General features: G+C 71.2%; 18 protein-coding genes and 1 riboswitch. Of the genes, 8 read left to right on the top strand and 10 right to left on the bottom strand.

What is annotated here, in order from left to right:
• Positions 1–7: 7 nt before the first annotated feature.
• The 4 genes from ABT127_RS13100 to ABT127_RS13085 all read right to left on the bottom strand — a co-directional run bounded on the left by ABT127_RS13100 (position 8) and on the right by ABT127_RS13085 (position 2,551).
• Positions 8–499 (bottom strand): DUF6328 family protein, encoded by a 492-nt coding sequence (locus ABT127_RS13100; protein WP_351448106.1) that lies wholly within the window; start codon positions 497–499, stop codon positions 8–10.
• 87 nt (positions 500–586) lie between these two features.
• Positions 587–1,060 carry a C40 family peptidase gene (locus ABT127_RS13095; RefSeq protein WP_351448104.1) on the bottom strand — a complete coding sequence of 158 codons (474 nt, stop codon included), beginning with the start codon at positions 1,058–1,060 and terminating at the stop codon, positions 587–589.
• A 3-nt stretch (positions 1,061–1,063) separates the two neighbouring features.
• Positions 1,064–1,187, bottom strand: a riboswitch (cyclic di-AMP (ydaO/yuaA leader).
• 412 nt (positions 1,188–1,599) lie between these two features.
• Entirely contained in the window at positions 1,600–1,908 is a 309-nt protein-coding gene (locus ABT127_RS13090) for a hypothetical protein (RefSeq protein ID WP_351448103.1), read from the bottom strand.
• A gap of 7 nt (positions 1,909–1,915) precedes the next feature.
• Positions 1,916–2,551: an ATP-dependent Clp protease proteolytic subunit gene (locus ABT127_RS13085; RefSeq protein WP_351448100.1), complete on the bottom strand. Its 636-nt coding sequence runs from the start codon at positions 2,549–2,551 to the stop codon at positions 1,916–1,918.
• An 83-nt stretch (positions 2,552–2,634) separates the two neighbouring features.
• Between ABT127_RS13085 and ABT127_RS13080 the strand changes: the two genes are divergently transcribed.
• From ABT127_RS13080 to ABT127_RS13045, 8 genes are all read left to right on the top strand, one after another.
• Positions 2,635–2,913, top strand: coding sequence for a type II toxin-antitoxin system Phd/YefM family antitoxin (locus ABT127_RS13080; protein ID WP_351448097.1), 279 nt, complete (start codon positions 2,635–2,637; stop codon positions 2,911–2,913).
• Positions 2,914–3,303: 390 nt separating this feature from the next.
• Positions 3,304–3,606, top strand: coding sequence for an urease subunit gamma (locus tag ABT127_RS13075; RefSeq protein WP_351448095.1), 303 nt, complete (start codon positions 3,304–3,306; stop codon positions 3,604–3,606).
• A gap of 16 nt (positions 3,607–3,622) precedes the next feature.
• Positions 3,623–3,934: an urease subunit beta gene (locus tag ABT127_RS13070; protein WP_351448093.1), complete on the top strand. Its 312-nt coding sequence runs from the start codon at positions 3,623–3,625 to the stop codon at positions 3,932–3,934.
• Positions 3,927–5,648 carry an urease subunit alpha gene (locus ABT127_RS13065; RefSeq protein WP_351448091.1) on the top strand — a complete coding sequence of 574 codons (1,722 nt, stop codon included), beginning with the start codon at positions 3,927–3,929 and terminating at the stop codon, positions 5,646–5,648. Before ABT127_RS13070 ends, ABT127_RS13065 begins: the two co-directional genes overlap by 8 nt.
• Positions 5,649–5,670: 22 nt before the next feature.
• Positions 5,671–6,345 carry an urease accessory protein UreF gene (locus ABT127_RS13060; RefSeq protein ID WP_351448088.1) on the top strand — a complete coding sequence of 225 codons (675 nt, stop codon included), beginning with the start codon at positions 5,671–5,673 and terminating at the stop codon, positions 6,343–6,345.
• A gap of 118 nt (positions 6,346–6,463) precedes the next feature.
• Complete coding sequence (gene ureG, locus ABT127_RS13055; protein WP_351448233.1) at positions 6,464–7,141, top strand: urease accessory protein UreG; 678 nt, start codon at positions 6,464–6,466, stop codon at positions 7,139–7,141.
• Complete coding sequence (locus ABT127_RS13050; RefSeq protein WP_351448086.1) at positions 7,141–7,908, top strand: urease accessory protein UreD; 768 nt, start codon at positions 7,141–7,143, stop codon at positions 7,906–7,908. Before ureG ends, ABT127_RS13050 begins: the two co-directional genes overlap by 1 nt.
• A 149-nt stretch (positions 7,909–8,057) precedes the next feature.
• Positions 8,058–9,677, top strand: a complete 1,620-nt coding sequence (locus ABT127_RS13045) for an alpha/beta hydrolase (protein WP_351448083.1) — start codon at positions 8,058–8,060, stop codon at positions 9,675–9,677.
• Positions 9,678–9,731: 54 nt separating this feature from the next.
• On the opposite strand, the gene ABT127_RS13040 is transcribed toward ABT127_RS13045, so the two are convergent.
• The 6 genes from ABT127_RS13040 to ABT127_RS13015 form a co-directional block, all read right to left on the bottom strand.
• Positions 9,732–10,760 carry an NAD-dependent epimerase/dehydratase family protein gene (locus ABT127_RS13040; RefSeq protein ID WP_351448080.1) on the bottom strand — a complete coding sequence of 343 codons (1,029 nt, stop codon included), beginning with the start codon at positions 10,758–10,760 and terminating at the stop codon, positions 9,732–9,734.
• A gap of 75 nt (positions 10,761–10,835) precedes the next feature.
• A complete protein-coding gene (locus ABT127_RS13035; protein WP_351448077.1) occupies positions 10,836–11,552 on the bottom strand; it encodes a lysophospholipid acyltransferase family protein in 717 nt (238 codons plus the stop codon).
• 68 nt (positions 11,553–11,620) lie between these two features.
• Positions 11,621–11,779 carry a hypothetical protein gene (locus ABT127_RS13030; protein ID WP_181512557.1) on the bottom strand — a complete coding sequence of 53 codons (159 nt, stop codon included), beginning with the start codon at positions 11,777–11,779 and terminating at the stop codon, positions 11,621–11,623.
• Positions 11,780–11,880: 101 nt separating this feature from the next.
• Complete coding sequence (locus ABT127_RS13025; RefSeq protein WP_351448073.1) at positions 11,881–12,837, bottom strand: cytochrome c oxidase assembly protein; 957 nt, start codon at positions 12,835–12,837, stop codon at positions 11,881–11,883.
• A gap of 104 nt (positions 12,838–12,941) precedes the next feature.
• Positions 12,942–13,967 carry a 6-phosphofructokinase gene (locus ABT127_RS13020; RefSeq protein ID WP_111663521.1) on the bottom strand — a complete coding sequence of 342 codons (1,026 nt, stop codon included), beginning with the start codon at positions 13,965–13,967 and terminating at the stop codon, positions 12,942–12,944.
• Positions 13,968–14,116: 149 nt separating this feature from the next.
• Positions 14,117–14,851, bottom strand: a complete 735-nt coding sequence (locus ABT127_RS13015; RefSeq protein WP_351448070.1) for a type 1 glutamine amidotransferase — start codon at positions 14,849–14,851, stop codon at positions 14,117–14,119.
• Between the last annotated feature and the right edge of the window lie 46 nt (positions 14,852–14,897).

Genomic DNA, 14,897 nt, shown 5'->3' with positions numbered 1-14,897 from the left:
GCGCCGGTCAGCCGGACCCCTCCTCGCCCGCGGGCCGCCCGGCCAGCGAGCGGCGGAGCACCCCGGGCAGCACGCCCCACAGGCCCGCGCACACCAGGAACGTTCCTGCGCCCGCGGCGATGCCGCCGCCCCGGCCGACCGTCACATCGACCACCAGCAGCACCGAACCCGTGAGCGCGAGGGAGAGGGCGGCCATGCCGCACGCGGCGAGCCGTGACGAGACCCGGACGATCCGGGTCTTCGCCCCCAACTGGAACAGCACCCGGTGCACCGCGGCGGGCGCCATCAGCAGTGCGGCCGCGACGACCGCGAGGAGCAGCGTCGTCACATAGGTGGCGCGCTGCACCGAGTCGAGCGTGGGAAAGCGCTGCGTGAACGCGAGGGTGAGCAGAAAGGCGAACAGGAACTGCACGCCGGTCTGGGTGACCCGGAGCTCCTGCAGCAGCTCGCCGAAGTTCCGGTCGGCCCGCTGCAGCGGCGTCTCGTTCCGTTCGTCCATGCGGTGCGCGTACCCCTTCCGGCCGATCGAGGCATGGTGGCGGGCCTGGCGCCCGGCCCGTCACCACATCCTGGCCGAGGGCGAGCGTCAGCGCACTCGGCCGTACCAGACGCTCTTGGTCCAGATCTTCTGCAGGCGCACCACGTCCCCGGTCTTCGGGGAGTGCCAGATGCGTCCCTTACCGGCGTAGATGCCGACGTGGTAGACGCTCCGGCCGGAGTGGAAGAACACCAGGTCGCCCCGCTTGCGCTGGGACCCGGACACATGGCGGGTCTTGTTGTACTGCTGCGCGGCGGTGCGGGGCAGCTTCTTGCCCGCTCGCTTGAACGAGTACAGCGTGAGCCCCGAGCAGTCGAACCGGTGCGGGCCGGTGGCGCCCCACTTGTACGGCGCCCCCTTCTTCGAGGCCGCGACCTGGAGAGCCTTGGACGAGGCCACGGCCGCCGACGCCTCGGGCGCGGCGCCGGGGACCAGCAGCCCGGCGCTCGCGACGGCGAGGGTCAGGGCCGAGGCGGTGCCGGCCCGGGTCAGCAGCGAGGGGACACGATTGAGCGCGGACATGCGCAACCCTTCGTCAGCCGCCTGCGAAGGATGACCTGTCGGGTTCGGGCTGGCGAAGATGCCCGGCCGCTGGACGCGGCTTCACCCCAAGGACTGCTCGCAGCGGTTGCTGCGGCGGCCCGTCGTGCCTGGGTCCTCCACTCCTGCCGATCCACTCCTGTCGACCTGACATCCGGGCGGCGGCAGGACTCGGCGTCCGCACGGACCGCCCCGCCGCGGCGGCGGGGGCTTGTCGTCGGAGGGATCTTGACCCACCTCTGCGGTGAAAACCGAGCTGAACCGGCGGTAAGTGAGGCTCCTCACGCTTGACCCGTTCAGGTGGACAGTGCGGCTTTCGGGGCCCGGCGGCCATGCTCGACCATGCCCGCACCAGGCACGGAACCGGAAATTCCGGTGTCGGCCTACCGCCGTCGCGCAACTCTTGCGGTCTCCAGCGTCTACTCATATCTACGCCATCCGGCGGTACCCCATCTGGCCCGTTTCGCCGCGGCCGCGGACGACGTGGCCGCCGAGGGGCGTCCGGCGACTCCAACTGACTGTCAGGTGGCGTTTTCTGGCGGCAAGGTGACTGCCTTCGTTCGTCTCTCGCCGTCCAGGACGCGCAGCGCCCGCGCCAGGGTCTCCGCGTGCACCCGGCTCTCGCCCCGCTGGTGCATCAGGGCCAGGGCGTCCCGGAGCGCCACCGCCCGGGCGACGAGCGCCTGGGCCGCCCGCAGGCCCCGGTAGGTGTCGTCGCCGCGCGCCGGGTTGATCCGCGCCAGCAGATCGACGACGGCCAGATAGCCGTCCACCAGCTCGCACTCGGCGCGGGTCAGCGCGGGCAGCGGCGGCAGTTCGGGCGGATACACGGCCGCCTCACCTCGCGCCGGGTGCGCCGTGCGTGGTCTTGCGGCTCTGCAGCACGTGGTCGACCAGGCCGTAGTCCAGGGCCTGGTGGGCCGTGAGGACGGTGTCCCGCTCGATGTCCGCGCTGATCCGCTCCGTCGGCCGGCCCGAGTGGTGCGCGAGCAGTTTCTCCAACCGTGCCCGCGTACGCGCCATTTCACGGGCCTGGATCTCCAGGTCGGTGGGCTGCCCCTGGGCCGGCTCGGGCAGCGCGGGCTGATCGAGCACCACCCGCGACCCGGGAAGCATCATCCGCTTGCCCGGCGCACCGGCGGCCAGGAGCACCGCGGCGACGGACGCGGCCTGCCCCAGACAGGTCGTCGCCACCTCGCAACTGACGTACCGCATCGTGTCGTAGATCGCCGTCATGGCACTGAACGAGCCGCCGGGGGAGTTGATGTACAGCGCGATGTCCTGCTCCGGCGCCGTGTGTTCGAGGTGCATCAGCTGCGCCATCACGTCGTTCGCCGACGTGTCGTCGATCGGCGTCCCGAGCATGACGATGCGCTCTTCCAGGAGCTTGGAATAGGGGTCGAGGGTGCGCTGCCCCGACGTGGTGCGCTCGGTGAACTCGGGCAGGACATAACGGCCGGACGGGCGGGTCATGGAGCCTCCAATGACGATGCGGGCGCTGTGGGCGCCGCCCCTGTAAAAAATGTACAGGATGTACATCACGTACGATGGGGAGCATGGCCTACGAGATTCCGGTGACGCAAGCCAGGGCTGAGCTCGCCGAATTGATCAACCGCGTGGTGTACGGCGGTGAGCGCGTGGTCGTCACCCGGCACGGCAAGCCGCTCGTCGCCCTCGTATCGGCCGCTGACCTGGAGCGACTCGAGGAGATGGAGCCGCAGGCCGAGGAGCCGGTGATCAGTTCCGTCTCCCGCGTGGGCACCTTGTCGTCCGCTCCGGGCGAACGGCAGCGGTTCGGCATCGCGGCCGAGCACCGCGGCCCCGAGTCGAGGTAGCCGCACCCGCCCCCACAGTCCGCACCCGCCCCCACGGTCCTTCGAGCGCTACGGCGACCGGGCGGAGTGGAGCGCCGTCCCGATCCCGGCCGGCCCGGTCAGCACCCCGGGCCGGCTGTCCGCGTGCGCGGTTCCCGCGCGTCCCTCCAGGCGGGTCCGCCGGGACCGTTGGGCATGGGCGAGGTCAGCCGATCACCATGGCGCGGTCAAGCGACGGTTAACGTCATTGAAACTCCGCGCCATTAGCCTGCGGCCCACGCCACCAGGGGTTTTCGTAACCGGGGTGCGCAAGATCATGCGCGTTTCTTGTGTGTTACATCTATATCCGTCGCGGTGGCCGCGGCAGCCGGGCCCCGCACGGCCCGGAGCGAAGGACTGTGAGGTGGGACCGTGCAACTGACCCCGCACGAGCAGGAGAGACTGCTCATCCATGTGGCCGCCGACGTGGCCGAGAAGCGTCGGGCCAGGGGGCTGAAGCTCAATCACCCGGAGACCGTCGCCCTGCTCACCTCACACATCCTGGAGGGCGCCCGCGACGGCCGCTCCGTCGCGGAACTCATGGCGTCCGGGAGGAAGTTGCTCACCCGCGACGACGTCATGGAGGGCATCCCCGAGATGATCCACGACGTGCAGGTCGAGGCCACCTTCCCCGACGGCACCAAGCTGGTCACCGTCCACGAGCCGATCGTCTGACGGAGAAGCGGCAGCCATGATTCCCGGAGAGATCCTCTTCGCCGACGAACCCGTCGTCTACAACGAGGGCCGCGACGTCATCCGCATGACGGTCCTCAACGCCGCCGACCGCCCCGTCCAGGTCGGCTCCCACTACCACTTCGCCGAGGCCAACCCCGGTCTCGACTTCGACCGCGCCGCCGGCCGCGGCAAGCGGCTGAACATCGCCGCGGGCACCGCCGTCCGCTTCGAGCCCGGCATCCCCGTCGACGTCGAACTCGTACCCCTCGCGGGTCGCCGGATCGTCCCCGGCCTGCGCGGCGAGACCGGAGGTCCCCTCGATGCCTGAGCTGTCCCGCGCCGCCTACGCCGATCTGTTCGGCCCCACCACGGGCGACCGCATCCGGCTCGCCGACACCGACCTCTTCGTCGAGATCGAGGAGGACCGCTGCGGCGGCCCGGGCCGCTCCGGCGACGAGGCGGTCTTCGGCGGCGGCAAGGTCATCCGCGAGTCCATGGGCCAGTCGCGTGCCACGCGCGCGGAAGGCACCCCGGACACCGTCATCACCGGCGCCGTGATCATCGACCACTGGGGCATCGTCAAGGCCGACATCGGCATCCGCGACGGCCGGATCACCGCCATCGGCAAGTCCGGCAACCCGGACACGATGGACGGCGTCCACCCGGACCTCGTCATCGGACCCGAGACCGAGGTCCTCGCCGGCAACGGGAAGATCGTCACCGCGGGCGGCATCGACACGCACATCCACTTCATCTCGCCGACCATCGTCGACGAGGCGCTGGCGTCCGGTGTGACGACGCTCGTCGGCGGCGGCACCGGACCGGCCGAGGGATCGAAGGCCACCACCATCACCCCCGGCTCCTGGCACCTCGCCCGGATGTTCGCCGCGATGGAGAACAGCCCCGTCAACATCGGCTTCCTCGGCAAGGGCAACACCATGTCGAAGGAGTCCATGCGCGACCAGCTGCGCGCCGGGGTCTGCGGATTCAAGATCCACGAGGACTGGGGCGCCACCCCGGCCGTGATCTCCGCCTGCCTCGACGTCTGCGAGGAGTCCGGAGCCCAGCTCGCCGTCCACTCGGACACCCTGAACGAGGCGGGCTTCGTCCAGGACACCTTCGACGCCGTCGGCGGCCGCACCCTGCACGCCTTCCACGTCGAGGGCGCGGGCGGCGGTCACGCCCCCGACATGATCACCGCCGTGCAGCTGCCCAACATGCTGCCGTCCTCCACGAACCCGACCCGGCCGCACACCGTCAACACCGTCGAGGAACACCTCGACATGCTGATGGTCTGCCACCACCTCAACCCGGCGGTCCCCGAGGACCTCGCCTTCGCCGAGTCCCGCATCCGGCCCACCACCATCGCGGCCGAGGACATCCTGCACGACCTGGGCGCCATCTCGATCATGTCGTCGGACTCGCAGGCCATGGGCCGCATCGGCGAGGTCATCATGCGCACCTGGCAGACCGCGCACGTCATGAAGCGCCGCCGCGGCCTGCTCCCCGGCGATCTGCGCGCCGACAACCAGCGCGCGCGTCGCTATGTCGCCAAATACACGATCAACGCGGCGATCGCCCAGGGCATCGAGGGCGAACTCGGCTCCGTGGAGAGCGGCAAGCTGGCCGACCTGGTGCTCTGGGACCCGCGGTTCTTCGGCGTGAAGCCGCTGGTGGTCATCAAGGGCGGGCAGATCGCCTACGCGCAGATGGGCGACGCCAACGCCTCCATCCCCACCCCGCAACCGGTGCTGCCGCGCCCGATGTTCGGCGCGCACGGCAAGGCCCCGGCCGCCAACTCCCTCAACTTCGTGACCGAGGCGGCGATCGAGGACGGGCTCGTGGAGCGGCTCGGGCTCGACCGGTCCTTCGTCCCGATCCGGTCCACCCGCGGCCGCACCAAGGCAGACATGATCAACAACGACGCCCTGCCGCGCGTCGAGGTCGCCCCCGACTCGTTCGCCGTGACCATCGACGGTGAACTCGTCGAACCCGCCCCGGCCGCCGAACTGCCGCTCGCCCAGCGGTACTTCCTCTTCTGAGCGCGGAACGGGTACGTATCTCATGACGCGCGCGACGCTGCTCGTCCTGGCGGACGGCCGCTTCCCCGCGGGTGGGCACGCCCACTCCGGTGGCGCGGAGGCCGCGGTCAGGGCGGGCCGCATCACCGGCGGCGCGAGCCTGGAGGAGTTCTGCCGCGGCCGCCTGCACACCAGCGGGGCCGTCGCGGCGGCCCTCGCCGCCGCGGCGGCGCTGGGCATCGACCCGGTCGCCCTCGACGCGGCCGCCGACGCCAGAACCCCGTCGGCCGCGCTGCGGGTCGCGGCCCGCAGGCTCGGGCGCCAGCTGATGCGGGCCGCCCGCGCCACCTGGCCGCACCCCGAACTCGACGCCCTGGCGCAGCAGTTCCCCAAGGGCGCCCATCAGCCGGTGGTACTCGGACTCACCGCCCGCGCTGCCGGACTCGGGCCCGAGGACGCCGCGTACTGCTCCGCGTACGAAGGGATCAGCGGGCCCGCGACCGCCGTCGTGCGGTTGCTCAGCCTCGATCCGTTCGACGCGACCGGGGCGCTGGCGCGGCTCGCACCGGAGCTTGATCTGGTGGTCGCCGACGCCGTGGACGCGGCAAGACGGGCCGTCGACATCGGGGTCGACGCGCTGCCCGCCGGGTCGGCGCCGCTGTTGGAGATCGGCGCGGAAGCCCATGCCGCCTGGCCTGTGCGGCTGTTCGCTTCCTGAACCCCCGGGGGGGGGGGGGGGCTGCCCCCCCCGGACCCCCTATCGGCCTGAACGGCCTCGTCCGCGAACGCCGGACGGGCTGAAAGACATTCCTTCTGGAGCCGTGATCGCTATGCACATGCACCTCGGACACACCCACGACGAAGCCTCCGCCGTCTCCGCCGACGCCCGGCGGCCCGACGGGACCCGGCGCGCCCTGCGCATCGGACTCGGCGGACCCGTCGGGTCCGGCAAGACCGCCACCGTCGCCGCGCTCTGCCGCACCCTGCGCGACGAACTGTCCCTCGCCGTCGTCACCAACGACATCTACACGCGCGAGGACGCCGAGTTCCTGCTGCGCGAAGCGGTGCTGCCGCCCGAGCGGATCACCGCCGTGGAGACCGGCGCCTGCCCGCACACCGCCATCCGCGACGACATCTCCGCCAACCTGGAGGCCGTCGAGGACCTGGAGGACGAGGTCGGGCCGCTCGACCTCATCCTCGTGGAGTCCGGCGGCGACAACCTCACCGCGACCTTCTCCAAGGGCCTCGTCGACGCCCAGATCTTCGTGATCGACGTCGCGGGCGGCGACGACATCCCGCGCAAGGGCGGCCCCGGCGTCACCACCGCCGACCTGCTCGTCATCAACAAGACCGACCTCGCCCCGTACGTCGGCTCCGACCTGGACCGGATGGCCGCGGACGCCAAGGCGCAGCGCGCCGAACTCCCCGTGGTCCTCCAGTCCTTGCGTTCCGAGAGCGGGGTCGCGGACGTGGCCGCCTGGGCGCGCGGCCGGCTCGCGGCCTGGACGGCGTGATGTCGGCGGGTGTCCGGTCCGTCGCCCGGATCGCCGCCCGCGGCGACGGCCGGGGCGGCACCGCCCTGCCGGTCCTGGAGGGCGAGGGCTCACTCGCCGTGCGCCGCACCCGGGCCGCACACGCCGACGAGGCCCGCGTCATGCTCGTCGGCGCGATGAGCGGCCCCCTCGGCGGCGACCGCTTCACCGTCGAGGCCCGCGCGGACGAGGGCGCCCGGCTGCACGTAGGCTCCGTCGCCGCCACGCTCGCCCTGCCCGGCCAGGCCAAGGGCGAGGCCCACTACGACGTCCGGCTCACCGTCGCCGACGGCGCCCGTCTCGACTGGCTGCCCGAGCAGCTGATCTCGGCACACGGCAGCGATCTGCGGGTCACCACCCGCGCCGAGCTGGCCCCGGGCGCCCGGCTCGTGCTGCGCGAGGAGCAGGTGCTCGGCCGGGTGGGGGAGGAGCCGGGCCGCCTGACCAGCCGGCTGACCGTCCGCATCGGCGACCGCCCGCTCCTCGACCAGGAACTGGCGTGCGGCCCCGGCGCACCCGGCGGCTGGGACGGCCCCGCCGTCCTGGCCGGGCACCGGGCCCTGGGCCAGCTCATCGTCGTACGGCCGGAGTTCGAGAAGGACCGGCCGGGCGCCGCGGTCCTGGACGAGCGGGGCACGGCCGCGCTCACTCCGCTCGCGGGCCCCGCCGTTCTCGTCACCGCGGTGGCCCCGGATGCCCTGCGGCTGCGCCGCACGCTCGACGAGGCGTTGCTCCGTCTGGCCGACTGACCGCTCACCGGGGCGAGTTATCCCGTTTATCGGATTGGTAAAGATCGGACGTCGCGACTGTCCTCAGGGTGCTCACAGCCGAAAGGATCCCCGTACCGGTCGGCAACCCGATCGACGTAATGATCGAATCCATGTACGGGAGGGCTCTCTTGAGACGGACTCGACAGACGGGAAGCGGCAGACGGCGGGTGGCGGCCGGTTCCGCCGGTGCCGTCGCCGTGGCGGCGCTGATAGCGGGAGCGGTCACCGCCCCTTCCGCCAGCGCGTCGGCGCAGCACTCGAAGGGCGCGAGCAGCCACAACCGTGAGGCGGTGGGCGCGGCGGTCGCCGCGGCCAGGGCGGCGAAGCACGGCATCGACTGGCAGGACTGTCCCGCCGACTGGGGTCTGGCCAAGCCGATCCAGTGCGGCTACGTCAGCGTGCCGCTCGACTACGCGAAGCCCTTCGGCAAGCAGATCAAGCTCGCCGTCGACCGCGCCGTCAGCACCGGCACCACGGACGAGCGCCAGGGCGCCCTCGTCTACAACCCGGGCGGCCCCGGCGGCTCCGGCATGCGCTTCCCGACCCGGGTGACCAACAAGAACCCGCTGTGGACGAAGACCTCGAAGGCGTACGACTTCGTCGGCTTCGACCCGCGCGGTGTCGGCCACTCGGCGCCGATCTCCTGCATCGACCCGCAGGAGTTCGTCAAGGCTCCCAAGGCGGATCCGGTCCCCGACTCCGAGGCGGACAAGCGCGCCCAGCGCAAGCTCGCCAAGGAGTACGCGGACGGCTGCTACGAGCGCAGCGGCGAGATGCTGCCGTTCATGACGACGCCGAACACCGCGCGCGACCTGGACGTCATCCGGGCCGCGCTCGGCGAGAAGAAGCTCAACTACCTGGGCGTCTCCTACGGCACCTACCTGGGCGCCGTCTACGGCACGCTCTTCCCGGGCCACGTCCGCCGCATGATCGTGGACAGCGTCGTCAACCCCGAGAAGAGCAACATCTGGTACCAGGCCAACCTGAACCAGGACATCGCCTTCGAGGGCCGCTGGAAGGACTGGCAGGACTGGGTCGCCAAGAACGACGCGACCTACCACCTCGGCGACACCCGCGCCAAGGTCCAGCAGCAGTGGGAGACGCTGCGCGCCGCCGCGAAGAAGAACCCCATCGGCGGGGTCCTCGGCCCGGCCGAGCTGATCGGCTTCTTCCAGAGCGCGCCGTACTACGACTCCGCGTGGGCGCCCACCGCCCAGGTCTGGAGCAAGTACGTCGCCGGCGACACGCAGGCCCTGGTCGACGCCGCCGCACCCGACCTGTCGGACACCGCGGGCAACGCGTCCTCGGAGAACAGCAACGCGGTCTACACCGCCGTCGAGTGCGCCGACGCCAAGTGGCCGACCAGCTGGTCCAAGTGGGACAGGGACAACACCGAGCTCCACAAGAAGTACCCGTTCATGACGTGGGCCAACGCGTGGATGAACCTCCCCTGCGCCACCTGGAAGACCAAGCAGCAGACGCCGACCGAGGTGAAGACCGGCAAGGGTCTGCCGTCGGTCCTCATCGTGCAGTCCGAGCGTGACGCGGCCACCCCGTACGAGGGCGCCGTCGAACTGCACAAGCGTTTCAAGGGCTCCCGCCTGATCACCGAGAAGGACGCGGGCTCGCACGGTGTCACCGGTCTGACCAACCCCTGCATCAACGACCGGGTCGACACGTACCTGCTCACCGGCGACGTCGACAGCAAGGACGTGACGTGCACCCCGCACGCCACCCCCAAGCCGTGACCTCCGGCGCCTGAGAGGCCCGGCCCCCTTCACCGGGGGCCGGGCCTCTCGCTGTCAGCGGGACGCCAGCCAGGCGTCCTCGGCCGCGTAGTCGAAGATCCCGGTCGTGTACGAGGCCACCATCTTCGGGAAGCCGTCCTGCCAGTCCTGCTCGCGCAGCCGCCCCGCCAGCCACTCGACGGTCTCGGGAAGCGCCTCGGCGTACGTCGTCACCGGCTTGTACCCCAGCTCGCGCTCGGCGGCCGACATGTCGACGATCAGCGAGTGCGGCACCGCCCACGGGGAGTCCCCGACGGTCGGCGCCGGCGGCGGCCCGTCGACGAGCACCGACTCCGTCTCCACGCCCATCAGCGCGTCGATCATCGCGCCGATCTCGCCGACCGAGGGATGGTCGGGATCGGCCCCGTTCAGCACCCGCGACCCGGGCCTGGCCGCGGCCAGCCGCACCAGTTCCGCCAGGTTGTGCACGCTCGCCGGATGGAACGTGCTGCTGCCGTTGTACGCGAGCACCCGCGACCGGCGCCCGTCCAGGTTCCGCTTCACGAAGTACAGCTCGCGCGGGGTGCGGCAGTGCGGGCCGTACACGGCCGTCGGCCGCAGCACCGTCGTCGGCAGCCGGTCGCCGAGCGCCAGCAGGTCCCGCTCGATCCGCACCTTGCGCGCCCCGTAGCCGTCGCCCGCGGCCACCGTGTGCCAGCTCTCCGGGATCGGCACGGGATATTCGGGCCAGCCGTCCGGCTCCTCCTGCGTGTGGAAACCGCGGCCCCGCTCGTCCACGTAGACCGCCCCGCTCGACGCGACGATCACCGAACCGGCCCGGCCGGCGAGCCCCGCGAGCTGCCGCCCGTGCTCCGGGGTGAAGGCCACCAGGTCCACGACGACGTCCACCCCGTCCCCGACCAGGGCGGCGAGTGCCGCGTCGTCGTCCCGGTCGAGCCGTACCGACCGCACCTCCTGCGGCCAGTCCGCGTCCCGGCCGCCCCCGAGCGAGGCGGCCGTCACCGTCCATCCGTCCCGCGCGAGCGCCCGTACCGCCGGTCGCCCGATCTGTCCTGCCGCACCGATCACCAAAGCCGTCTTCATGCCCGGACCGTACGGTGATCAGGGCGCCGGGGCCCAGGGTTCTCTGCTCACCGCAGAGCGGCCCGCCCGCGGGTTTCAGCTGAGGGGCATCCGCGGGAACTTCCGCGCCGTGGCCTCCTCGGCCTCCGCCTTCACCTGCGCCGCGTACTTGTCGACGTACTCCTGCCCGGACAGCTCCAGGATCGCGTACATGATCTCGTCGGTGACCGCCCGCAGGATCGCCTTCTCGCCGTCCATCCCCGCGTACCGCGCGAAGTCCAGCGGCTTGCCGAAACGGATGGTGATCCGGCGCATGCTCGGGATCTTCTGGCCCGGCGGCTGCGCCTCGAACGTGCCGATCATCGCGCACGGGATCACCGGGACCTGCGCCTTCAGGGCCATCGCGGCGACCCCGACCTTGCCCTTGTAGAGGCGGCCGTCGTGCGAGCGGGTGCCCTCCGGATAGATACCGAGCAGTTCGCCGCGGCGCAGCACTCCGAGCCCCTCGCGGATCGCGGCCTGGCCCGCCTCCTTGCCGGAGCGGTCGACCGGGATCTGCCCGGCGCTGCGGAAGAACGCGGCGGTCAGCCGGCCCTTCACCCCGGGCCCGGTGAAGTACTCCGCCTTCGCCAGGAACGTGATCCGCCGCTTGAGGATCGCGGGCATGAGGAAATGGTCCGAGAACGACAGATGGTTCCCCGCGACGATCGCGGCGCCCTCGTCCGGCACGTGTTCGAGGCCCTCGATGCGCGGCCGGAACATCAGCCGCAGCAGCGGCCCGAGGATCACGTACTTGAGCAGTCGGTAGAACATGGCCGTCGCCTTCCCCCATGGAGCAACTACGGGCGCGAACGCACAGTAACCAAAGCCCGGACCGCGTGTCAGGGGTTGTGCGAGGCCACCATCGCCACGGTGATCAGGCCCAGCACGATCCAGCCGAACCAGAGCCAGCCGTTGCTGCCGAGCGCCACCGTGTAGGCGGTCACGGCCACCAGGCCACCGACGGTGAACACGCCCATCGTCTTCGTGGATCCGGGCATCACACACCCTCCTCCCGGCAGCCGGGACGCCGTACGGCGGTGTTGTGCGGCGCCCGTGCCGCGGCCAGAAGGCCATCCTCACCCGGGAACGGCCTGTGGCGCTACTGTCCGCGTGCGTTCAGCGAGGCCAGGTAGGCGTTGTACGCCTCCAGCTCCTTGTCGCCGTCCCGGTCCGCGGCGCGGTCCTTGCGCCGCGCCTGCCGCTCCTCGGACTTCTTCCACTGGAAGAGCAGCGCGAGCAGCACGAGCACCGACGGCACCTCGCTGAACGCCCAGGCGATACCGCCGGCGGCGGTCTGGTCGGCCATCGGATCGAGCCCCAGGGAGGCCGGCGGGTTCTCGAAGGTCCCGACCATCGTGGTGCTCGCCATCATCAGCGCGATCCCGAAGAACGCGTGGAAGGGCATGCCCGCGAACAGCTCCAGCATCCGCATCACGTACCCGGGCCGGTGCGGCCCCGGGTCCACGCCCATGATCGGCCAGAAGAACACCACGCCCACGGCGAGGAAGTGCACCATCATCGCCAGGTGCCCGACCTGCGACCCCATCAGGAAGTCGAAGAGGGGCGTGAAGTACAGGGCGTAGAGGCTCGCGATGAACAGCGGAATGGTGAACGCGGGATGCGTGATGATCCGCATGTAGCGGCTGTGCAGCAGCATCAGCAGCAGCTCGCGCGGGCCCTTGCTGCCGCGCTTCGACGCCACCGGCAGCGCGCGCAGCGCCAGCGTGATCGGCGCGCCCATCAGCAGCAGGATCGGCGACAGCATGCTGATCACCATGTGCTGCACCATGTGCACGCTGAACATGACCATGCCGTAGTCGTTCAGCTTGGTGCACATCACCAGACCGATGGTGAGCACGCCCACGACGAACGAGACGGTACGCGCCACGGGCCACGAGTCCCCGCGCCGCGCGAGGCGGACGACGCCCCACCCGTAGAGCGCGAGGGCGAGGAGGCAGCCGACGAGGAAGAAGGGGTCGGCCGACCATTGAAGGCCGTTCCCCAGCGTGAACGGCGGCAGATCCATGCCGTCCATGCCGTGCCCGCTGTGGTCCATCGGCCGGCTCCCGGTGCTCGATTCGTACGGATTGTGCGCCACCAGACTAGAACTGCCCCCGGCCGTGACATCGGCCGGGGGCAGTTCTGTGGCGGGGTGGGGGGCTAGAGCACGCACTCCGCCTCGGCGTACCGCTCCTCGGGGACCGTCTTGAGGGTCTCCACGGCCTCGGCCAGCGACACCATCACGATGTCGGTGCCGCGCAGCGCGGTCATGTGTCCGAACTCCCCGCGGTGCACGGCCTCCACGGCGTGCCAGCCGAAGCGGGTGGCGAGCACCCGGTCGTACGCGGTCGGGGTGCCGCCGCGCTGCACGTGACCGAGGATCACCGGCCGCGCCTCCTTGCCGAGCCGCTGCTCCAGCTCGATGGAGAGCTGGCGGGCGATCCCGGCGAAGCGCTCGTGCCCGTACATGTCCTTGACGCCCTCGTCGAACGCCATCGAACCGGCGCGCGGCTTGGCGCCCTCGGCGGCGACGACGATCGCGAACTTCTTGCCCGCGTCGAACCGCTCGCCGACCTTCGCGGCCAGCTCCTCGATGTCGAACGGGCGCTCCGGCACGACGACGGCGTGCGCACCGGCGGCCATGCCCGAGTGCAGCGCGATCCAGCCGGTGTGCCGTCCCATGACCTCGACGATCAGCACCCGCTGGTGCGACTCGGCGGTGGTCTTCAGTCGGTCCAGCGCCTCGGTCGCGACGCCGACGGCCGTGTCGAAACCGAAGGTCACGTCGGTGACAGCGATGTCGTTGTCGATCGTCTTCGGTACGCCGACGATCGGCAGCCCGTTGTCGGAGAGCAGCCGGGCCGCCTTGAGCGTGCCCTCGCCGCCGATCGGGATGATGGCGTCGAGACCGAGGTCGGCGACGTGCCCCTTGGCCCGGTCCACGCCGTCACGCAGATGGGCGGGCTGCACCCGCGAAGAGCCGAGGATGGTGCCGCCGCGGGCGAGGATGCCGCCCACCGCGTCCAGGTCCAGCTTGCGGTAGTCGCATTCGAGCAGCCCCTTCCACCCGTCGTGGAAACCGATGACCTCGTCGCCGTGGTCGACGACGGCCCGGTGCACGACCGAACGGATCACCGCGTTCAGGCCGGGACAGTCGCCGCCTGAAGTGAGGACACCAATACGCATAAGCCCGGATTACCTTTGCAAACGTGGCCCGACGACCGGACCACGTCGTCCGGCGGGAATCCCCCGTACCTTAGCGGCGCCCGGGGGACCGGCCGTATGGGGCGTCCGCCAGGTGGACAGCTCCGCTCATATGGGCGCGGAAGCGCCCCTTAGGCGGGCTGTGCAGCGGTCGCGGAAGCGATCCGCTCGTTGCGGAGCGCCTCGTACCACCGGTCGTCGACGGGCGGCAGCGCGTTGACGTCCAGCGCCAGCTTCAGCAGCAGGTCGGCGATCTGCGGGTTCCGCGCGAGCACGGGTCCGTGCATGTACGTGCCGAACACGGTGTCGTTGAAGGCGCCCTCGGTGCCGTCCCCCGTGCCGTTGCCCTTGCCGATGCGGGTGCGGGCGAACGGGCGGGCCGACGGGCCCAGGTGCGTGATGCCCTGGTGGTTCTCGAACCCGGTCAGCGGCGGCAGCCCCAACTGCGGGTCGATGTCGCCCAGCACGTCACCGACGCACCGCTCGCCCTCGCCGCGCGTGGAGACGACGTCGAGCAGGCCGAGGCCCGGCTCCCGCTCGCCGAGGTCGTTGATGAACTCGTGGCCGAGGATCTGGTAGCCGGCGCACACGGAGAACACGATGGCGCCGTTGGCCACCGCGCGCTGCAGGCCGCCGTCGCGGCGCAGCCGCTCCGCGGCCAGCCGCTGCGGCCGGTCCTCGCCGCCGCCGATCAGATAGATGTCGCCGGAGGTCGGTACCGGCTGGTCGCTGCGGACGTCGGCCCGCTCGACGTGGAGGCGGCGCTGGTTGGCCCGGCGCTCCACGACCAGGGCGTTGCCCTGGTCTCCGTACGTGCTGAGCAGGTCGGGGTAGACCCACACGAGACGCAGGCTGCTTTCACTCATGCTCATGATCCTTCGCTGGCTCGAGCCGCTGTACTGGGGTTCCGGG

Source organism: Streptomyces sp. NPDC001904, assembly GCF_040297005.1.
In the GTDB taxonomy this organism is placed as follows: domain Bacteria; phylum Actinomycetota; class Actinomycetes; order Streptomycetales; family Streptomycetaceae; genus Streptomyces.
This window is presented reverse-complemented; position numbering and strand designations above follow the sequence as displayed.